Origin of the sequence: Nonomuraea sp. NPDC049419 (assembly GCF_040676995.1) — a bacterium.
Lineage (GTDB): Bacteria > Actinomycetota > Actinomycetes > Streptosporangiales > Streptosporangiaceae > Nonomuraea > Nonomuraea salmonea.
This window is the reverse complement of record NZ_JBFAQB010000008.1, coordinates 49,398-69,200: the sequence shown is the minus strand read 5'-3', so window position 1 is coordinate 69,200 and position 19,803 is coordinate 49,398. Positions and strand designations below refer to the sequence as shown.

Here is a 19,803-nt window from a genome sequence, read left to right as displayed (position 1 = left end):
AACGTCCCTCATGGAGCCAACGGGCGCCGCGCCGCTCCGGCCGACCGACTTGCGGGAGATCGGGCCGTACCGGTTGCTGGGCCGCCTCGGCGAGGGCGGCATGGGGACCGTGTTCCTCGCCCGCGCGCCGACGGGGCGTTTCGTCGCGCTCAAGGTGGTGAAGGCGGAGTTCGCCAACCAGGAGGGGTTCGCGGCGCGCTTCCACGCCGAGGTCGAGAACGCCCGGCGGGTGGCCTCGTTCTGTACGGCCCAGGTGCTGGACAACGGCAACACCGGCGACGGGCGGCCGTACATGGTCACCGAGTACATCGCGGGCACTCCCCTGTCCGCGCAGATCACGAACTACGGGGCGCTCGATCCCGGGCCGCTGCACGGCGTGGCGCTGGGGGTGGCGGCGGCGCTGGCGGCGATCCACGTCGCCGGGCTCGTGCACAGGGACCTCAAGCCGGCGAACGTGATCCTGTCCATCTCCGGGCCGCGCGTGATCGACTTCGGGATCGCACGGGCGCTCGATCGTGAGACGGGGTTCACGATGTCCGGCGAGCTGCTGGGCAGTCCGGGGTGGTGGGCGCCCGAGCAGGTACGCGGGGAGGCCGTCAGTCCGGCGGCCGACATCTTCGCGTGGGGATGTCTTGTGGCTTATGCCGGGAACGGGCGGCATCCGTTCGGGCGCGGTGACCCCATCACGCTCGCCACCCGCGTGCTCAACAACCCGCCCGACCTGGGGGCGCTGCCCGCACCGCTCAACGAGCTGGTACGCCGGGCCACCTCCATGGACGCCGCCCTCCGGCCCAGCGCCCAGGACCTGCTGATCGCGCTGGTGGGCGGCACCGCGCCCGCCCCCGCGACTGCTGCTCCGGTCGCCGACCCGCCGACGCTGGTGGCCACCGAGATGCTCGGCGAATGGGAGCCTCCGCAGAACGTCGTCAACGAACCCGACATCACCGCCACCTTCACCACCCCACCCCCGAGCGACGCGACCGGGGTGAAGGGTGGGGCCGTCGCCCCAGAGGCCGTTACGGGGCCGGGCAACGCCTCGGGCCCCGCAACCGGGCCGAGTGCCGGCTCGGGGGCCGTTACCGGGCCGGGCAGCGGCTCAGGGGTCGCGACCGGACCGGGTGCCGGCTCGGGCGCCGTTACCGGCTCGAGGGCCGGCCGGCAGCTGGGGGTTCCGCCTGCGGCCTTCGGCGCTGGTGCGGCGGTTCCCTCGCCGAACGTGCCGGAACACGACCAGGCGTCCGTCGAAGAGCGGGCGCGGCGGGAGGAAGAGGCGGCCAAGGAGGAGCTGGCCCGCTGGAAGGTGCCCGGCCAGACAGAACCCCCCGCGAGTGCCGGCCGGGCGCTGGGGCTCTTCTCCTACGGCAAGCGGTCGCGTGGAGCCGGCCAGGAGGACGGTGCGTCCTCCCAGCCGGACGCCGGCCAAGACGCCGGGACGGCGCAAGGAGGCGGCGAGTCGGCACCGGCGGCGTTCGCCGGTGGGCCCGCGCAGCGCGATGGGTCCCCGTCCCGGGGCGGCGGAGCCACGTCGGACAGCGGGCCGGTCCCGCGCGGTGAAGCCAGGCAAGGTGGCGGTCCCCTGCCGGGCGCTGAATCTCCGCCGGGCGCTGATTCTCTGCCGCGCGCTGAATCTCTGCCGGGCGCTAAGCCTCTGCCGGAGGGTGTTCTGCCTGGGCGGGAGTTAAGCGCGGAGACGCAGCCCGGGACGCGAACTCCGCTGGGCACGCCCGTTGACGAGCCCGACACGCTCAACGGGACTCGCACGCCGGGCACGCGGTGGCTCATCGCCGCCGTGGCGGCCGTGGCGGCGATCGTGGTGACGATGGCCGTGCTGATCGTGACGTCCGGGCGTAACACGCCCATCACCGCGAACCAGGCCACCCCCTCCCAGGTCGCCGGCAGCGCGAAGCCCAACGACGTGGGCCGCAGGTTCGCGCTCGGCCCGAACTTCGACGACCCGGTGGCGATCGTGGCCGTGGCGCCGGAGTGCGGGCTGAAGACCTACCAGGACATGCCGGCCACCAAGGGACAGCTCTGCGTGGTCCGCTGGACGATGATCAACCTGGGCGGCGAGCGGCGCGAGCTGGTCCAGCCCGTGGTGACGATGGTGGACGACCGGGGCGCCGAGCACGACGCGGCCGCGCTCACGCTGCCCCCGGCCATCCTGCCGGGCGGGCGGCTGGACAGCGCGTTCGTGTTCGACATGGCGGCCTACCGCAAGCCGGTGACGATGACGGCGACCATGCTCGAGAACGGGCAGCAGATCGAGGTGGCGCTGGGATGATCAGGGCGTTGGTGCTGCTCATCGGGCTGCTGGCGGCGATGACGGGAGTTCCGGCCGTCGCCGGCACGGCCGCGTGCGCGGGTGCGGCGGACTTCGACGGCGACGGGGTGGACGACGTCGTCGTCGGTGATCCGTTCGGTGACGAGCAGAAGGGGGCCGTGCACGTCCTGTCGGCGGGCAAGGTCGTGCCGGTCGCGGTGCCGGGCCCGGCCAAGGGCGACGGGTTCGGCTGGTCCGTACGCCTGGCGCAGGTCAACGGCGACGCCTGCGCCGACCTGGTGGTCGGGGCCCCGTACGCGGACGTGGACGGCGTCGAGGACGCCGGCGCCGCGTACGTGATCTACGGCGGCCGGGCCGCTCCCCCGCTCCGCCTGACCGCGGCGCAGCCGCAGCGGTTCGGGCACTTCGGCTGGTCAGTGGCGGCCCGGGGCGACCTGGTGGCGATCGGGGCGCCGTACGAGGACGAGGGCGACCTGCCCGACACCGGCGCCGTCTACGTGCGCAAGGGCCCGGGCGAGCTGCGCCGCATCAGCCAGGAGAGCGTGGACGTGCGGGGCAACAGCGAGGTCGGCGACCAGTTCGGCTGGTCGCTGGCGTTCGGTCCGGAGAACGCGCTGGTCGTCGGCGTCCCGTACGAGAACGACGACGGCCTGGGCCGCCAGGTCGAGGACGGGAAGATCGACTCGGGGTCGGTGGTGTTCATCGAGGACGTGCTGGCCGCGAAGCTCACCACGGTCAAGATCGACTCCCCGACCGGCGCCTCCGGCGACCGGTACGGCTACGCCGTCGCCTACTCCGAGGGCTCCGGGTACGCGATCAGCTCCCCAGGCCCCGGCTACGTCGACCTGCTCGGCCCCGACAGGAAGCCCGTGCGGCGGGTGGAGCAAGGGGGCAAGGAGGCGTTCGGGTTCTCGATGGCCGCCTCGGCGGACGGCCGGCTGGCGATCGGCGCTCCCTACGGGGGCGGCGTGCGGGTGGTCTCCTGGACGGACGCGGAGGAGGACCGGCGGCTGGAGGACGCGGACGGGCTGTTCGGCTCGGCGGTGGCGTTCAGCGGCAACAGGCTGTACGTGGGGCAGCCGGACGCCCAGCCGTACGGCCGGGTCGCGGTGGCGGGCAGGAACGCCGATACCCTCCAGCCGCTCCAGCCCGCGAAGGGCGCCGACTTCGGCGTCTCCCTCGCCGGCTGAAGCGCCCCTTCTCAGGAGGCGACGCCGGCTGAAGCGCTCCTTCTCAGGATCCCCACGGCCGGTCGACCGGCCGTGGGGATCCGGCGGGGAGCAGGCGGGGATCCGGCGGGGAACAGGCGGGGAGCAGGCGGGGAGCAGATGGTGGTCAGGTGGTGGGGAAGAGGCGGTCGCCGCAGGCCGGCCACTGCCCCTGCCACCGCCCGCCCACCTGCTGGTAGAGCACCTGGGCCCGGTACGTCTGCTCCTCCTCCGGCCACTCCGACGGCAGCCCCATCCCGCCCACCGACTCCCACACCGGCAGGCTGAACTGGTACATCCCGTAGTAGGGCCCGTCCGCGTTGTACGCCAGCGGATCCCCGTGCGACTCGCAGTCCGCCAGCGCCTTCCAGTCGAGCCTGGCCACGTCGCGCGGAATCGTCACGGTGCGCAGCGGGGTGACCGTGATGACGGTCCCGTCCTTGGGGAAGCTGTCGAGCGGCGGATCGACCAGGTAGCCGCGCCGCACCGGGATGCCCTGCCGGCGCAGCACCCCGCGCACGGTCCTCGCGGTGGTGCGGGAGGTGCGCCGGGTGTTACCGGTCATCACGTGCACCTTGCGCCGCGTGTAGAAGGTCAGGGACATGCCTTCGAGCGGCACCTCGTACGCGGGCGGCGCGGACAGCCGGCCGGCGGCGGGGGTGAGGTCGAGCTCGGCGAGGGCGTCGCCGACGTTGGTGGCGGTGACGAGGTGCCTGCTGGTGTGGCCGTCGAGGGTCAGCGTGATGGGGCGCGCGCGGCGTACCTCGATGGTGGCGCCGTCGGCGACCTCTTTGTGCGCGGCGGGGCGTACGACGTCGCCGAAGCCCAGCGACACGCCGGTGTCGTCGAGCACCTCACCGACGGTGACCGCCATGGCGTGGACGGGCCTGCGCTCGCCGTCCACGATCACCGTCACCTCTTTGACGAGCATCGACACGGTGACGAGCGCGCCGACGGCCACCGCGCCTGCCGCGCAGACGACGGGCGTCCACGGGGAACGCCACGGGATCGGCGGACGGGGCGCACGCCTCTTTCCTCGCAACGGGGCCACCTCCGAGTAACCGGAAACGGCCCGAACGCTAACGGGCGCGGCGCGAGCGCCCGGAAAGCTTCACCGAAAGATGGTCACCACTCGCCGAAGACCGTGACTCCGTTGCCGCTGATCGCCTCGCACAACCGGTCAGGATGGACGTTCTTGACCTCGGCGAGGCAGCGCAGGGTGAGCGGGATGAGGTAGGGGGCGTTGGGCTTGCCGCGGTGCGGGACCGGCGGCAGGTAGGGGGCGTCGGTCTCGACCAGCATCAGCTCGGCGGGCGCGACGGCGGCGGCCTCGCGCAGGTAGGAGGCGTTCTTGTACGTCACCGGCCCGGAGAAAGACATGAAATATCCGGCCTCGGCGCACTTTTTGGCCATCTCGGCGTCCCCGGAGAAGCTGTGGAACACCACGACGTCCGGCGCCCCCTCCTCGGCCAGCACCTTCAGCACGTCGTCGTGCGCCTCGCGGTCGTGGATGACCAGCGCCTTGCCCGTCCGCTTGGCGATCTCGATGTGCGCGCGGAAACTGGCGTGCTGGTCGTCCTTGCTCGCCCAGTCGCGGTAGTAGTCGAGCCCGGTCTCGCCGACGGCCCGCACCTCGGGCCGCCCGGCCAGCGCCTCGATTTCGGCGAGCACCTCAGGGGTGGCCGCATGGGCCTCGTTGGGGTGGATGGCCACCCCGGCGTGGACGTCGTCGTGCCCGGCAGCCGCGTCGGCGTTCCAGCGCGAGGAGGCGAGGTCGTAGCCGATCGTGACGAGCCGCGTCACCCCGACCGCGCGGGCGTCGGCGAGGATGCTGCGCACGCTGGCCTCGGACGCCTGCGCGGCCTGCGCCACCGGGTCGCCCGATGACGCCTGCCGGTTGCCCACCATGATGTCGAGGTGGCAGTGGCTGTCGAAGACGGGCGAGGAAAGCGGCTCAGGCGCGGCGGGAAGCTTGCTCACGGATCTACGGTAGCCGTTCGGAGAATCTCATTGATTCTCTTGCCTGCTTCGCAGGCGATCCGGCAAGGTCGTGTGCAAGAAGTCGGCCCGCCGGTGGGCCACGCCGCGCGGCGCCTCTCAATCGGCCAGCCGGGCCAGCTCCTCGTCGACGACCTTCGGATCGAGCTTCTTGAACAGCGGCGACGGCGGCGCGAGCGGGGTGCCCGGCTTGATCGGCCGGTGCTCCCAGCGGGCGGCGCCGTCGTATTCGCCGGTGATGACGGGGTAGGGCGTGCCGCCGTCCTCGTCGACCTCGCGGATCTCCGGCATGCCGGACCACACGCCCTCGCCGCCCAGCATCGCGAAGACCTTGTTGGAGGAGCTGGGCAGGAACGGCGTCAGCATGGTCTTGGCGTCGTCGACGACCTGGAGGGCGACGTGCAGGATCGACTTCTGCCGCTCGGGGTCGTCCTTGAGCTTCCACGGCTCCTGCTCGGCGAGGTATTTGTTGGCCTCGCGGACGACGTCGAACGCCTCGGTGATGGCGTTCTTGAAGCGGGAGCGGCCGAGCTCGGCGCCCACGGGACCGAACGCGTTGCGCGAGCGCTCCAGCAGCGCCCGGTCGGCGTCGGTCAGGTGGCCCGCCTCGGGCACCGCCCCGAAGTTCTTCGCCGCCATGGAGATCGACCGGTTGACCAGGTTGCCCCACGCGGCGACCAGTTCGCCGTTGTTGCGGTTGACGAACTCCTGCCAGGTGAAGTCGGTGTCCTGGTTCTCGGGGCCGGCGACGGCGATGTAGTAGCGCAGGGCGTCGGCGTCGTAGCGGGCGAGGAAGTCGCGGACGTAGATGACGACCTGCCGCGAGGAGGAGAACTTGCGGCCCTCCATGGTGAGGAACTCGCTGGAGACCACCTCGGACGGCACGTTGAGCGCGCCCAGCGAGCCCGGCGAGCCGTCACGGGCGCCGATGCCGTTGTAGCCGAACAGCATGGCCGGCCAGATCTCGGCGTGGAAGACGATGTTGTCCTTGCCCATGAAGTAGTAGCCGCGGGCGTCGGGATTCTGCCACCACTGGCGCCAGGCATCGGGGTCGCCCGAGCGCCTGGCCCACTCGATGGAGGCGGACAGGTAGCCGATGACCGCGTCGAACCACACGTAGAGGCGCTTGTTGGGCTGGTCGCGCCAGCCGTCGAGCGGGATCGGCACGCCCCAGTCGAGGTCGCGGCTGATGGCCCGCGGCTGCAGGTCGCCGAGCAGGTTGAGGGCGAACTTCAGCACGTTGGGCCGCCACTCGCCCTGCTTGGACTGCAGGTAGGAGCCCAGCACCTCGGCGAAGGCGGGCAGGTCGAGCATGAAGTGCTCGGTCTCGACGAACGTCGGCGTCTCGCCGTTGATGCGGCTCTTGGGGTTGATCAGCTGGATCGGGTCGAGCTGGTTGCCGCAGTTGTCGCACTGGTCGCCGCGCGCGCCGTCGTAGCCGCAGATGGGGCAGGTGCCCTCGATGTAGCGGTCGGGCAGGGTGCGGCCGGTGGAGGGCGAGATCGCGCCCATCGTGGTGCGCGGGAAGATGTAGCCGTTGGCGTGGAGGCCCTTGAAGATCTCCTGCGTGACGGCGTAGTGGTTTTTCGTCGTGGTCCTGGTGAACAGGTCGTAGGACAGCCCGAGCCCGGTCAGGTCTTCGGCGATGACGCGGTTGTAGCGGTCGGCCAGGTCTTTGGCCGTCACGCCCTCCTTGTCGGCCTGCACCTGGATGGGCGTGCCGTGCTCGTCGGTGCCTGACACCATCAGCACCTTGTTGCCCGCCATCCGCTGGTAGCGGCTGAAGACGTCGGACGGCACGCCGAATCCGGACACGTGCCCGATGTGACGGGGGCCGTTGGCATAGGGCCACGCAACGGCGGTCAAGATGTGCTGGGACATGGTTCCAAGCCTACGGGGTCGTTGGCGATCGTTTGTTCCGCGACTCCCCCCTCGCGAAGGGACACGCGCGGGCCGGCGGAGCCTGGTGGCCCCGCCGGTGTGCGCGGGCGGGTCTAGTGCTTGGTGGTCTCTTCGAGCGAGAGGTTGGCGGCGGCCTCCTCGGCCGCGGCGGCGGCGTTGTCGACGGAGGTCTCGCGGGTGCGGCGGATGCCCAGGATGCTGATGAACAGCGCCGCGAAGATGGTCTGGAAGCTCATGACGAGCGCGGTGGCCGACGGCACGACGAGGCGCAGCGACTCGCGCGGGTCGAGCTCGCCGAAGCTGCGCACCTGCCAGTGGACCAGCGACATGACCAGGCCGACGAGGCCGGCCACCGCGAGCAGGCCGCCCGCGATGAGGCCCTTCTCCAGGCTCACCATGTCGATCAGCCGCCTGATGCGCGGCGACTCCGGCAGGAAGCCCTCCTCGGCCGCGTAGACCTTGGTGAAGACGGCGAACAGCGCCGCCTGGAACCCGATCACCACCAGGGCGGACGAGCCGACCAGGGTGTCGACGTCGAAGGCCAGCTCGCCGATCTCGACCGGGCCGAACGTCAGCGCGGTGCCGGCCACCAGGCCGATCACCATCATGAGCACGCCGGGGTAGAAGAACAGCCACTTGGGGCTGTAAAGGAGCAGGAAGCGCAGGTGGCGCCAGCCGTCGCGCCAGGAGCGCAGGTGCGGCGGCCTGGAGCGGCCGTCGGGCGAGAGCGTGGTCGGCACCTCGCGTACGTCGAGACCCGACAGCGTCGAGCGGACCACCATCTCCGAGGCGAACTCCATGCCCCCGGTCTGCAACTGCAGCCGCAGGATGGAGTCGCGGCGGAAGCCGCGCAGCCCGCAGTGGAAGTCGCCGATCGCCGAGGGGAAGAACAGCCGCCCGATGAACGACAGCACCGGGTTGCCGAGATAGCGGTGCAGCGGCGGCATGGCGCCGGGCGCGATGCCGCCCTTGAAGCGGTTGCCCATCACCAGGTCGGCGCCGTCGCGCAACTGCTCGACGAACGGCAGCAGCGCGGTGAAATCGTAGGAATCGTCGGCATCGCCCATGATGACGTATTTGCCGCGAGCCGCCCGGATGCCGCCCATAAGGGCGTTTCCGTAGCCCTTCTCATCGACATGGACCACGCGGGCACCGGCGTCGCGGGCGAGCTGCTGCGAGCCGTCCGTGCTGCCGTTGTCGGCGATCAGGACCTCGCCCTCGATGCCGTGCTCCTCCATGCACGCCAGGGCCTTGCGCACACAGACTTCCACGGTCTCCGCCTCGTTGAGGCAGGGCATGACCACCGTCAGTTCCACGTGTCTACCCTTCAGTTAAGGCTCTTCCAGTGAACCATGATGCCCTGAACGTGACGGTGGTCGGGCACGGACCCGGAAACGACTGGCATTCTTTACAACATGGTGAGCGTCGCGGAGATAACCCCTGCGGACCACTCCGCCCCAGGTCGAGCAGCACGTCTGCTGTCCATGGTGCGCAGGCATCGGGTGTTCGCCGCGGCCTTCGGCATCGGTGCCGTGCTGCGGCTGATCACCATGCTCGGCTACGGGCCTGCCATGTGGTTCAACGACTCCTACGAGTACGTCTCGGTGGCGCTGCACCCGCGGCCGCACCCGATCAGGCCCGACGGCTACAGCTTCTGGCTGATGCTGCTGCAGCCGTTCCACAGCTTCTCGCTGGTGGTGTTCACCCAGCACCTCATGGGCCTGGCCACGGCCTGCCTGATCTACGCGCTGCTGCGGATCAAGTTCAGGCTGCCGAAGTGGGGCGCCACGCTGGCCGCCGCGCCGGTGCTGTTCGACGCCTACCAGATCCAGCTCGAGCAGCTCGTGATGTCCGACACGCAGTTCACGCTGCTGGTGGTCGGCGTGATCACGCTGGTGCTGTGGAAGCGGCGCCTGTCGTGGAAGGCGGGCGCGGTCGTCGGCTTCCTGCTGGCGCTGACCTGGCTGACGCGCTCGATCGGGCTGCCGATCCTGGCGCTCGTGGTGCTCTATCTCATCGTCAAGCGCACGGGGTGGCGGCCGATCGTGGCGGTGGTGACGGCGTGCGCGGTGCCGGTGATGGCGTACATGGGGTGGTTCGCCTCCGCGTACGGCAAGTTCGCCATGACCAACAGCGACGGCCTGATCCTCTACATGCGCACGGCCATCTTCGCCGACTGCAACAAGATGGACATCGACAAGTACAAAGAGGTCCAGCTTCTGCTGCTGTGCATCAACGACCCGGTCAGCCAGCGCAAGGACTACGCACAGTGGTACCTGTGGGGGCAGGGCAACGGCGACGGCACCGGCACCGGCGAGGTGCTGCACCGGTGGGGCGCCAACAAGAAGTGGAGCGAGATCACCAACGACGCGGCCAGCGCGTTCGCCACGCGGGCGATCCTGTCGCAGCCCGGCGACTATCTGAAGGTGGTCGCGCGTGACTTCTTCCGCTCGTTCCACTGGGCGAGGCCGCGCTTCCCCGACGAGTCGACGTACAACATGTACCAGTTCAAGCCGTACGTCGAGATCGACGGCAACGGGCAGCCCAAGCGGCTGCCGAAGTGGTCCTCCTACGCGGGCGGCCGCACCGACACCGACGCGTTCGCCTACGAGCAGGGCCCGCCCGAGACGCGCGTCGTGCACCCGTGGGCCGACATCATGAGCGGCTACCAGAAGGTGTTCTACCTGCGCGGCATCATGCTCGGCGGCATCCTGCTGATCGGCCTGTACGGCGTGGTCGTGCGCTGGCGGAAGTTCGGCGGCCCCGTGGTGCTTCCGTGGCTGGGCGCGGTGGGCCTGCTGCTCGCGCCCGCGGCGACGGCCGAGTTCGACTACCGCTACGTGTTGCCGGCCGTCCCGCTGGCCTGCATCGCGGCGGCGATCACGCTGCGCCGCGGCGTCACGTGGGCGAAGTGGTCGAAGTACTCACCCAAGAGGAGAGCAGCATCCGCGCCCAATACTGCGCGTAGCTGATGGTCTCGGCGCTCAGCACGGGCTGCAGCCACCAGAAGTTGACGAGCACGATGAGCGCGAAGGCGCCGACGACGGCGGCGCCGACGGCCCTGCGGGCGGGCGGCGCGTCGCGCCTGCCGAGGACGAGCCCGGCCACCAGCACGACGGCCAGCACCATGAACGGCAGCACGGGCGCCATGTAGAACAGGTACATCGTGCGGTTGTCGGCGACGGCGTAGTAGAACCACGGCAGCCACCCGGCGGCGTAGGTGAGCAGCACGGCGCCCGCCCGCCAGTCGCGGGTGGCGGCGTACCACGCGACGAGGGCGACGAGGGCGACGGCGGAGCCGTACCAGAGGGCGGGGGTGCCGACGCCGATCACGGCCTGGGCGCAGTCGGCGGCGCCGCAGCCGGACTTCTCGCCCTTGTAGAAGAAGGCGACGGGGCGCAGCAGCAGCGGCCACGACCACGGCTCCGACATGTACGGATGCGGCGTCTCCAGGCCACTGTGGAAGCCGAGGACCTGCACGTGGTAGTCGAGCCAGGAGCGGACGGAGTCGAAGGCGAAGAACAGCGGGTTGCCCGAGGAGGTGGCCTGGTCCCAGTTGCGCCCCCAGCCGCGCGAGGTGGCGAACCAGCCGCTCCACGAGGCCACGTACGTCAGGACGGGCACGAGTGCGAAGGCCCCGGCCGCACCCGGCCCGTCGTACGCCAGCGTCCCCCTGTACGCCTCGCGCGCCCCCAGAGCCCGCCTGGCCCCGGCGTCCCACACGAGCGACAGCAGCGCGAAGGCCAGCAGGAAGAAGATCCCCGACCACTTGACCGCGCAGGCGGCGCCCAGGCACACGCCGGCCGCGAGCCGCCAGGGCCGCAGCCCCAGCCGGGGCCCGCGCAACAGCGCGGCGTCATGACGGTCGGCCAGCCGGGCCCGCATGTCGTCGCGGTCGGCCACCAGGCAGGCGAACCCGGCCAGCACCCAGAACGCGAGGAAGATGTCCAGGATCGCCGTGCGCGAGAGCACGAGGTGCAGGCCGTCGAGCGCCAGCAGCAGCCCGGCCAGGCAGCCGAGCAGGGTCGAGCGGGTCATCCTGCGCGCCACCCTGGCGAGGATGAGGATGGTCAGCGTGCCGGCCACGGCCGCCGCGAAGCGCCAGCCGAAGGGGTTCATGCCGAACATCCACTCGCCGGCCGCGATCATCCACTTGCCGAGCGGCGGGTGCGCCACGAAGGACGCGCAGTCGTCGGGCTGCGGGCACTGCTTGAAGATGTCGAGGTCGCCGGCCAGCAGCCGCCGGTCGGCGATGGGGTTCTTGGCGTCGCCGAGCATGGTGCGCTCGACGCCCTCGACCAGCAGCGAGTAGGCGTCTTTGACGTAGTAGGTCTCGTCGAAGACGACGGCCTTGGGCCTCCCGAGGTCGATGAAGCGGAGCAGGCCGCCGAAGAGGGCCACCGCGAGCGGCCCCAGCCAGCCGGCGAGCGCGCCACCCTGGAACGGCGGCACCAGCCGGCCCGGTGATAACCCCCAATTACGCACCCTGCGCACCTTACGGGGTGGGGGTCTTCCTGTGCACGAGGTCGTAGAGCTCCCGCTTGGGCATGCCCGCCTCCTTGGCCACGCCGGCGACCGCGGCGTTGCGCCGCTCCCCCTCGGCGACCCGCCGCTCGACCTCCGCGACCAGCGCCTCGGGGTCGAGCTCGACGTCGCCCGGCACGTGGCCGGCCACCACGACGGTGATCTCGCCCTTGACGCCGCCCTCCGCCCACGTGGCCAGCTCGCCGAGCCCGCCCCTGCGGACCTCCTCGTACGTCTTGGTCAGCTCGCGGCACACCGCGGCCCGGCGATCGGGCCCGAACGCCTCGGCCATCGCCGCCAGGCTGCTCGCCAGCCGGTGCGGCGCCTCGAAGAAGACCATCGTGCGCTCCTCGGTGGCGAGCGCCTTGAGCCGGCGGGCCCGGTCGCCCGGCTTGCGCGGCGGGAAGCCCTCGAAGCAGAACCGGTCGCTGGCCAGGCCGGAGATCGCGAGCGCGGTGGTGACGGCGCTCGGCCCTGGCAGCGCCGTGACCGGCACGCCGGCCTCGACCGCGAGGCTGGTGAGGCGGTAGCCGGGGTCGGACACGCCCGGCATGCCGGCATCGGTGATCACCACGACCGTGCGGCCCTGCTTGAGCGTCTCCAGCAACTCCTGCGCGCGGCCCGCCTCGTTCTGGTCGTAGTAGGACACCACCCGGCCGGTCAGCTCGACGCCGAGGTCGGCCGCGAGCCTGCGCAGCCGCCTGGTGTCCTCGGCCGCCACCACGTCGGCGTCCGCCAGCGCGTCGCGCAGCCGTGGGGAGACGTCACCCACCTGGCCTATGGGGGCTCCTGCCAGCACCAACCTGCCGTTCCCTGTCACCTGACCATTGTGGCAGGGCATCCCAATTAGACCGTGTTTCTTGGGTAACCACCGCTCTGGGGCCCGTACGATGTCCGAATGGCGGTGACCGATTCTCCGTACCAGGCCTACGAGCAGCCGAAGGACCCCGGCCCTTCCGAGGCTCGGTCCGTACGCGATCGTGTCGTGCCTCCCATGCGGGGCAGCGTGCTCTGGGGATGGATCGGGCCGCTGCTGGTCACCCTGTTCGGCGGGATCCTGCGCTTCCTGCAGCTCGGCGAGCCCAAGGCCGTGGTGTTCGACGAGACGTACTACATGAAGGACTCCTTCTCGCTCATCACCCACGGGGTCGAGCACGTCACGATCAAGGACGCCGACAAGACGATCATGTCCGGCGGCACCGACATCTGGCAGGCGTGCGGCCAGGAGATCGACAAGTGCGCCTCCTACGTCGTGCACCCCCCGCTCGGCAAGTGGATGATCGGCGCCGGCGAGTGGATCTTCGGGCTCAACCCGTTCGGCTGGCGCTTCGCCGCCGCCCTCATCGGCACGCTGTCCATCCTCATCCTCGCCAGGGTCGCCCGCAGGATGACCCGCTCCACGCTGCTCGGCTGCTTCGCGGGCCTGCTGCTGGCGCTCGACGGCCTGCACTTCGTGCTCTCGCGCACCGCGCTGCTCGACATCTTCCTGATGTTCTGGGTGCTCGCGGCGTTCGCCTGCCTGGTGGCCGACCGTGACCAGGCGCGCGAACGGCTGGTCACCTGGTACGAGCACTCGCCCGTCTCCGTGTACGGCCCGTCGCTCGGCATCAGGTGGTGGCGGATCGCGGCCGGGGTGTGCCTGGCCTTCGCGATGTCGGTCAAGTGGTCGGGGCTGGCGTTCCTGGTGGCGTTCGCGGCCATGTCGCTGCTGTGGGACGCCGGGGCCCGCCGCGCGCTGGGGCTGCGCCGGCCGTACGTCGGGGCGTTCAACAAGGACCTGCCGCAGGCGACGCTGGCCTTCGGCGTGGTGCCGTTCGTGGCGTACATGGCGACCTGGATCGGCTGGTTCGCCACCGCCACCGGCTACGGCCGCAACTGGGACCAGGCCACCTCGTCGGGCAACCCGCTGTTCTTCCTGGTCGACTCCATGCGCTCGTGGATCCACTACCAGTGGCAGGTCTTCACCTTCCACAGCGGCCTGGAGACCCCGCACAACTACATGTCGGAGCCGTGGTCGTGGCCGCTGCTGCTGCGCCCGGTCGCCTTCTACTACGAGGGCAAGAAGGGCGGCTGCGGCGCCACCGACTGCTCCGAGGCGGTGCTCGGCGTCGGCACCCCGGTGATCTGGTTCGGGGCGCTGGCCGCGCTGGTGGCCCTCATCGCGTGGTACGTCTCCTCGCGCGACTGGCGGGCGGGGGCGGTGCTGCTCAGCTACGCGATGGGCTGGCTGCCGTGGTTCTACTTCGCCATCGCCGACAACCGGACGATGTTCCTGTTCTACGCCATGCCGATGGTGCCGTTCATGGTGCTGGCCATCACGTTGTGCGCGGGGCTGCTCATCGGGCCCGCCACGCCGACGGCCTCCGGCGCCATGCCATTGCGGCGTACCGTCGGTGCCGCCGTGGTCGGCGCGTTCGCGTTGCTCGCGCTGATCAACTTCTGGTGGCTGCATCCCGTACTGACCGGCGAGTTGCTCTCGTACACGGAGTGGAAGGCCCGCATGCTCTTCGAGAAACGGTGGATATGATCACGTTACAGTCGGCTCGATAGGGATTTCTTAGGTAGTCGCTGTGCAAGACCCAATACGCACCGGTTTCGGTCATCGTCAGGCCCGGGGTCGATACGGCAAACTTCGAGGCATGAGTGCACCGGATGTCACCGCCCTTCTCGCCGAGTTGGAGCGATCTCAGCCGGATCTGGCCGAGGAGGCCAGGACCGCCGTCGAATGGTTGACGGGTGGGGAGCCACTGGAGACGGTGACCCAGCTCGACGTCTGCGAGTTCCTCTGGTACACGTTGCCGCTCAAGGTCGGGCCGCAGGGTGGCGACCACGAGCGGCTGGCACGTTCGCTGGGGCAGCTGCTCCGGCTCGGCGGCCTCGACCGTTACGCCGAGCTGTGCGTGTCACCGACCACCGTCCAGATCCTGCGCACCTACGCCCGCGAGGGCGAGGACGCCGGCACCAGCGCCTACCAGCAAGCCCTTGAGGCCACGGGCGTGCTCCCGCCCGACGTTCCCGAGCTGCAGTGGAGCATGATCATGGGGCCGGAGGAGCTGGGCGCGCACATCGCCTGCTCAGCGGCCCTTGAGCTGGCCATCGTGGCCGGCGAGGACGTCGATCGCACCGCGCTGACCCGGCGCTGGCTCACCGAGCCGCGCGCCGACCTGGGCGGCGACAGCTGGCTCAACCGGGTGCACGGCGAGCGGCTCAACCGCTGGGTGCTGGGCCGCGGCCCGGCGCGGCGGGAGCTGGCGCAGCCGTTCGAGGTGCGGCTGCACGCGCCGGTCTCGCCGCAGCCGCTGCCCGCCCTGCACCGGCTGCTGTCGGTCGCCGCCTCCGGCGAGACGCTGCCGCTGCGGCTCGCGCCGTCGCCCGAGGCGCTGCGGCTGCGCGACCTGGCCGAGCGCGAGCTGGGCGCGATCCGCCGCGACGGCGCCAAGCTGTCGATCACCGACTACGGGCTGCGGCTGCTGCATTCGAGGTCGGCCATGTGGTCGGCGGTCACCCGGCTGCTGCTCGCGCGGGGTGAGCACGAGTTCGAGGTGTCGGCCAGGGAGGCCGCGCTGATGCTGCTCGCCGACGGCACGCTGATGTCGCCGGCCAAGCTGATCGAGCGGGTGGCCGAGGTGGTGGGCGGCGAGGGCTGGCATCCGGCGACGAGCGTCGAGGACGTCACGGGCCCGGTGACCGACCTGGTGGCCCAGCTCACGGCGCTGGGGCTGGCGTTCAGCGACGAGCTGGCGGTGCGGATGGACCGCCCCGGCCAGCTCGCGGCGCTGGCGGCGCTGCGGGCCCACGCGCTGCGGCCGAGGAAGTACGTCAGCTCCGGGTGACGACCCCTGGCATCTGGGCGAATACTCCGGGTAGTTACGATTGTCGGGAAATGCCCTATGTCGGAGGGGGACCGTCATGGAGCTGTTCCCGGCCATGCCGCTGGCGGAATGGACCGAGGCAAAGGAGACCTTCCACAGGTTCGCACAGATCGTGGGAAAGATCAGGCTGGCGTCGAGCAACCGGCGCAACCACTGGTGGCAGGTGCCGTTCCACCCGACCGGGCGCGGGCTCACCACCCGCCCCATGGGCGGGCTCGGCGAGCAGCCGCTGTTCTGCGTCGACTTCGACCTCGTACGCCACCGCCTGGTCATCGACGTGTTCGACGGCCGCAGCGCCGAGTTCAGCCTGATCGGCAGGAGCGTCGCCTCCTTCTACGACCGGCTCTTCGAGACGCTGGCCGGGCTGGGGATCCGGCCGGAGATCTGGGCGGTGCCGTTCGACCTCGGCGACGACACGCCGTTCGCCGAGGACACCCTGCACGCCCGCTACGACCCGATGCTCATCAACCGCTACTGGCGGATCCTCTCGCAGGTCGTGCAGCTGCTCGACCGGTACGCCGCCGACTACGCCGGCAAGACCAGCCCCGTCCACCACTACTGGCACACCTTCGACATCGCGGTGACCAGGTTCACCGGGCGGGTCGTCAAGGTCTCGCCGGACGCCGACCCGGTCACGCGGGAGGCGTACAGCTGGGAGGTGATCAGCTCGGGGTTCTGGTTCGGCGACAAGGAACGCCCCTGGCCGGCGTTCTACTCCTACACCGCGCCCGAGCCCGAGGGGCTGGCCCGCGAGCCGCTGCGGCCCGCGCAGGCCGAGTGGATCCTGGCGCGCGGCAGCCACCTGGCCGTCCTGCGCTACGACGACGTGCGGGTCATGGAGGACCCCGTGGGGGCCGTGCTGGAGTTCCTCGACAGCGCCTACCAGGCGGGCGCCCGGCTGACCGGGCTCGACATGGCGGCGCTGGCCTGCCCTGGCGGCGTCACCGACCCCTACTACGGGCAGCGGCCCTGAACACACGTGAGCGCCCGTCCTCCGAGGAGGGCGGGCGCCCGACGTGTGCGTACCGGTGTGCGTGTCGCCTCTCGGCGAAAGGCACAACGCGGCTCCAGCCGAACGGTAGTCCGCGAAGGCAATAGGTGAGGCCCGGGGACACTGGGCACACCGGCCACGATGTATGTAACCACACCTGGGGCCGCATCATTCCCGGCCGCGCCGGTCGATCCTCGACGCCCTGCCGCGCAGGTAGCGCTGCTGGGGCAGGCTCATGGCCCGCGAGGCCGCCTCCTCGTACGCCTCCCGCGCCCCCGCGAGGTCGCCCGACATCTCCAGCAGGTGCGCGCGCACCGCGAACAGCCGGTGGTCGCCGGCCACCCGCTCGTCGTCCCGGAGCCGGTCGAGCAGTTCGAGACCGACGCTCGGGCCGCGGGCCATGGCGGCGGCGACGGCGTGGTTGAGCGCGACGACCGGGTTGTCGGAGATGCGCATCAGCAGCTCGTACAGGGCGGTGATCTGCGGCCAGTCGGTCTCCTCCGGCGTGCGCGCCTCGTCGTGCAGCGCGGCGATGGCGGCTTGGAGGCAGTACGGCCCCGGCGGCGCCATGGGCAGGGCCTTCGTCACCAGCTCGGTGCCCTCGGCGATGGAGGCGGCGTGCCACTTCGACCGGTCCTGCTCGGCCATGGGGACCAGCTCGCCGGCCGGCCCCGTACGCGCCGGGCGGCGCGCGTCGGTGAGCAGCATGAGCGCCAGCAGCCCGGCCGCTTCTGGATCGTCCGGCAGCAGCCGGTGCACGACGCGGGCCAGCCTGATGGCCTCGTCCGCCAGCTCGGCGCGGTGCAGCTCGGGGCCGGACGTGCTGGCGTACCCCTCGTTGAAGATCAGGTAGAGCACGTGCAGCACCGCGACCAGCCGCTCCTCGCGCTCGGCCTCGCCCGGCAGCCGGAACGGCTGCCCGCTGTCCTTGACCCGCTGCTTGGCCCGGGTGATGCGGCGGGTCATCGTGGACTCCGGCACCAGGAACGCCCGGGCGATCTCCGCCGTGCCCAGACCGCCCACCGCCCGGAGCGTGAGCGCGACCTGCGCGGGCGGCGTCAGCGACGGATGGCAGCACAGGAACAGCAGGATCAGCGTGTCGTCACCGGCCGCCTCCTGCCGGTCGGCGGGGGGTGAGAGCCACTCGTCCGGCAGCGCGCGGGCGGCGACCGCGTCCTCGCGGCGGCGGCGCGCCTGCTCGGCGCGCAGCAGGTCGGTCAGGCGGCGCGCGGCCACCGTGATCAGCCAGGCGCGCGGGTCGTCCGGCACGCCCTGCTCGGGCCACTGCGTGGCCGCCGCGAGCAGCGCCTCCTGCACGGCGTCCTCGGCGGTCGCGAAATGGCCGTAGCGGCGCACGAGCGCGCCGAGCACCTGCGGCGCCAGCTCGCGCAGCAGGTGCTCGGGCACCGCCCCGCCGTTCAGAACGCCAGGTCCTCGACCGACTCGACGATCGGCCTGATGTCGGCGAACGCGTCGGCGCCGTCAGGCGACGGGCACTGGCCCAGCCGCAGCGCGATCTCGGTCGCCCTGTCGTAGCTCGCGCACTCCACCACCCAGTAGCCGGCCAGCACCTCCTGCGTCTCCGCGTAGGGGCCGTCGGTGACGAACGGGGCGCCGCCCCGCAGGCCCACCCTGCGGGTGTGCACCGGGGCCGCGAGGCCGCGCGTCTCGACCAGCTCGCCCGAGTCCTCCAGCTCCTTGTTGACCTCCGACATGAACGCGTGCATGGCGGCCACGTCCTCGGGCTTCCAGGCGACGCCGCCGGTGTCCTTGCCGGCCATCTCGTCGTAGCTCCGCTGGGACGCGTACGAAAGGATCATGAACTTCATCGGTTTCGCCCTCTCTCTGGTGCCTTCAGCAGAGACGTCGGAGCCGGGACCGCGTACCGGACATGATGCCGCGAATTTTTCTCCGCGACTTTCCTTGCGGCAGTATCGGAGGCGTGCCATACGCGACGACGCCCGACGGGGTGAAGCTGTCCTACCAGGTCCGCGGCCATGGGGAGCCGCTCGTGCTGCTGCAGGGGCAGGCCAACGACCACCGCTGGTGGGACTCCGTACGGGACGACTTCGCCGCCTATCGCACGATCACCCTCGACTGGCGGGGCACGGGCGGCAGCGACAAGCCGGACGAGCCGTACACGACGCGCGGGTTCGCCGGCGACGTGCTGGCCGTGCTCGACGACGCCGGGGTGCCGCGGGCGCACGTGTACGGCACCTCGATGGGCGGGCGGGTCGCCCAGTGGCTGGCCGCCGACCACCCCGGCAGGGTCGGGGCGCTCGTGCTCGGCTGCAGCTCACCCGGCGGCGCCCACGGCGTCGAGCGGAGCAACGACGTCCGCAGGTCGCTCGCTCAGCCCGACCGCGCCGCCGCCGAGCGGGCCCTGCTGGAGCTCATGTACACGCCCGCCTGGCTGGCCGGGCACCCCGGCCCCTACTTCACGATCGGCGACCCCGGCATGCCCGCCCACGCCCGCCGCCGCCACCTGGCCGCCAGCGCCGGCCACGACGCCTGGGACGCGCTGCCCCGCATCACCGCGCCCACGCTCGTCGTCCACGGCGCCGACGACGTCTTCAACCCGGCCGCCAACGCGCCCCTGCTGGCCGAGCGCGTCCCCGGCGCCTCGCTCCAGCTCATCGAGGGCGCCAGGCATGCCTACTTCGAGGAGTTCCGGCACGTCGCGAGCCCGATGGTGCTGGACTTCCTGGCCGCTTATCGAGTGGACGATCGGGGCGCGGCGTTGCTACGGTGCCGCTCATGGCCGGCCCCGAGGCATCAAGACGCCAGCCACCGGTCGTCCGGTGGCTGACCCGCACCACCCCTCCCTGTGAAGGGGCCACTGCGGCATGGCCCGATCCCCCCGGCTTCTCCTGACGCTGGGCCGCTGATCTCGCGCCCGTCCGGCTCCGCCTGATCTCGGCTGATCGCGCCCGCCATCCGGACCACCGACGACACAGGTCCCCACCCAGGTGCGCCCTGGGTTCCTTCATCCGCGCGGGGAGTCCCCGCGCGCTCACCTGTGCCGGC

15 protein-coding genes are annotated in these 19,803 nt (G+C 71.3%); 7 read left to right on the top strand and 8 right to left on the bottom strand.

Annotated features, from left to right (window positions below):
* The first annotated feature begins 10 nt into the window (after positions 1–10).
* Entirely contained in the window at positions 11–2,281 is a 2,271-nt protein-coding gene (locus AB0K12_RS24045; RefSeq protein WP_364565217.1) for a protein kinase, read from the top strand.
* Positions 2,278–3,471: a hypothetical protein gene (locus tag AB0K12_RS24040; protein ID WP_364565215.1), complete on the top strand. Its 1,194-nt coding sequence runs from the start codon at positions 2,278–2,280 to the stop codon at positions 3,469–3,471. The genes AB0K12_RS24045 and AB0K12_RS24040 overlap by 4 nt, the downstream gene beginning before the upstream one ends.
* Before the next feature lie 145 nt (positions 3,472–3,616).
* On the opposite strand, the gene AB0K12_RS24035 is transcribed toward AB0K12_RS24040, so the two are convergent.
* From AB0K12_RS24035 to AB0K12_RS24020, 4 genes are all read right to left on the bottom strand, one after another.
* Positions 3,617–4,531 (bottom strand): ubiquitin-like domain-containing protein, encoded by a 915-nt coding sequence (locus tag AB0K12_RS24035; RefSeq protein WP_364565213.1) that lies wholly within the window; start codon positions 4,529–4,531, stop codon positions 3,617–3,619.
* Positions 4,532–4,614: 83 nt separating this feature from the next.
* Positions 4,615–5,469: a TatD family hydrolase gene (locus AB0K12_RS24030; RefSeq protein WP_364565211.1), complete on the bottom strand. Its 855-nt coding sequence runs from the start codon at positions 5,467–5,469 to the stop codon at positions 4,615–4,617.
* A gap of 117 nt (positions 5,470–5,586) precedes the next feature.
* Entirely contained in the window at positions 5,587–7,368 is a 1,782-nt protein-coding gene (metG, locus tag AB0K12_RS24025) for a methionine--tRNA ligase (protein WP_364565209.1), read from the bottom strand.
* A 113-nt stretch (positions 7,369–7,481) separates the two neighbouring features.
* A complete protein-coding gene (locus tag AB0K12_RS24020) occupies positions 7,482–8,705 on the bottom strand; it encodes a glycosyltransferase family 2 protein (RefSeq protein ID WP_364565207.1) in 1,224 nt (407 codons plus the stop codon).
* A gap of 99 nt (positions 8,706–8,804) precedes the next feature.
* Here AB0K12_RS24020 and AB0K12_RS24015 point away from each other — a divergent pair, with 99 nt between their 5' ends.
* Positions 8,805–10,361, top strand: coding sequence for a hypothetical protein (locus tag AB0K12_RS24015; protein ID WP_364565205.1), 1,557 nt, complete (start codon positions 8,805–8,807; stop codon positions 10,359–10,361).
* Here the strand turns inward: AB0K12_RS24015 and AB0K12_RS24010 are convergent.
* Positions 10,288–11,874, bottom strand: a complete 1,587-nt coding sequence (locus AB0K12_RS24010; RefSeq protein WP_364565203.1) for a phospholipid carrier-dependent glycosyltransferase — start codon at positions 11,872–11,874, stop codon at positions 10,288–10,290. The two genes, AB0K12_RS24015 and AB0K12_RS24010, sit on opposite strands and share 74 nt — an antisense overlap.
* A 10-nt stretch (positions 11,875–11,884) precedes the next feature.
* The gene (rsmI, locus tag AB0K12_RS24005) at positions 11,885–12,733 is read right to left on the bottom strand and encodes a 16S rRNA (cytidine(1402)-2'-O)-methyltransferase (RefSeq protein ID WP_364565201.1); all 849 of its coding nucleotides are present in this window, start codon (positions 12,731–12,733) and stop codon (positions 11,885–11,887) included.
* Positions 12,734–12,811: 78 nt separating this feature from the next.
* On the opposite strand from rsmI, the gene AB0K12_RS24000 reads away from it, so the two are divergent.
* The 3 genes from AB0K12_RS24000 (at position 12,812) to AB0K12_RS23990 (ending at position 16,758) form a co-directional block, all read left to right on the top strand.
* A complete protein-coding gene (locus AB0K12_RS24000; protein ID WP_364565199.1) occupies positions 12,812–14,440 on the top strand; it encodes a phospholipid carrier-dependent glycosyltransferase in 1,629 nt (542 codons plus the stop codon).
* Between the two features lie 112 nt (positions 14,441–14,552).
* Positions 14,553–15,746, top strand: a complete 1,194-nt coding sequence (locus AB0K12_RS23995; RefSeq protein WP_364565197.1) for a hypothetical protein — start codon at positions 14,553–14,555, stop codon at positions 15,744–15,746.
* A 76-nt stretch (positions 15,747–15,822) separates the two neighbouring features.
* A complete protein-coding gene (locus AB0K12_RS23990) occupies positions 15,823–16,758 on the top strand; it encodes a DUF5996 family protein (protein ID WP_364565194.1) in 936 nt (311 codons plus the stop codon).
* A 186-nt stretch (positions 16,759–16,944) separates the two neighbouring features.
* On the opposite strand, the gene AB0K12_RS23985 is transcribed toward AB0K12_RS23990, so the two are convergent.
* Positions 16,945–18,183 (bottom strand): sigma-70 family RNA polymerase sigma factor, encoded by a 1,239-nt coding sequence (locus AB0K12_RS23985; RefSeq protein ID WP_364565191.1) that lies wholly within the window; start codon positions 18,181–18,183, stop codon positions 16,945–16,947.
* Between the two features lie 11 nt (positions 18,184–18,194).
* Complete coding sequence (locus AB0K12_RS23980; protein WP_364565188.1) at positions 18,195–18,605, bottom strand: YciI family protein; 411 nt, start codon at positions 18,603–18,605, stop codon at positions 18,195–18,197.
* A 113-nt stretch (positions 18,606–18,718) separates the two neighbouring features.
* On the opposite strand from AB0K12_RS23980, the gene AB0K12_RS23975 reads away from it, so the two are divergent.
* Positions 18,719–19,585, top strand: coding sequence for an alpha/beta fold hydrolase (locus AB0K12_RS23975; protein ID WP_364565185.1), 867 nt, complete (start codon positions 18,719–18,721; stop codon positions 19,583–19,585).
* Positions 19,586–19,803: the final 218 nt, after the last annotated feature.

What these genes read in the sequence shown, in the direction of transcription:
- AB0K12_RS24040 (WP_364565215.1), top strand. Translation starts at nt 2,278, where the DNA reads ATGATCAGGGCGTTGGTGCTGCTCATCGGGCTGCTGGCGGCGATGACG.
- AB0K12_RS24000 (WP_364565199.1), top strand. Translation starts at nt 12,812, where the DNA reads ATGGCGGTGACCGATTCTCCGTACCAGGCCTACGAGCAGCCGAAGGAC.
- AB0K12_RS23980 (WP_364565188.1), bottom strand. Translation starts at nt 18,605, where the DNA reads ATGAAGTTCATGATCCTTTCGTACGCGTCCCAGCGGAGCTACGACGAG.
- metG (WP_364565209.1), bottom strand. Translation starts at nt 7,368, where the DNA reads ATGTCCCAGCACATCTTGACCGCCGTTGCGTGGCCCTATGCCAACGGC.
- AB0K12_RS24045 (WP_364565217.1), top strand. Translation starts at nt 11, where the DNA reads ATGGAGCCAACGGGCGCCGCGCCGCTCCGGCCGACCGACTTGCGGGAG.
- AB0K12_RS23995 (WP_364565197.1), top strand. Translation starts at nt 14,553, where the DNA reads ATGAGTGCACCGGATGTCACCGCCCTTCTCGCCGAGTTGGAGCGATCT.
- AB0K12_RS24015 (WP_364565205.1), top strand. Translation starts at nt 8,805, where the DNA reads ATGGTGAGCGTCGCGGAGATAACCCCTGCGGACCACTCCGCCCCAGGT.
- AB0K12_RS23990 (WP_364565194.1), top strand. Translation starts at nt 15,823, where the DNA reads ATGGAGCTGTTCCCGGCCATGCCGCTGGCGGAATGGACCGAGGCAAAG.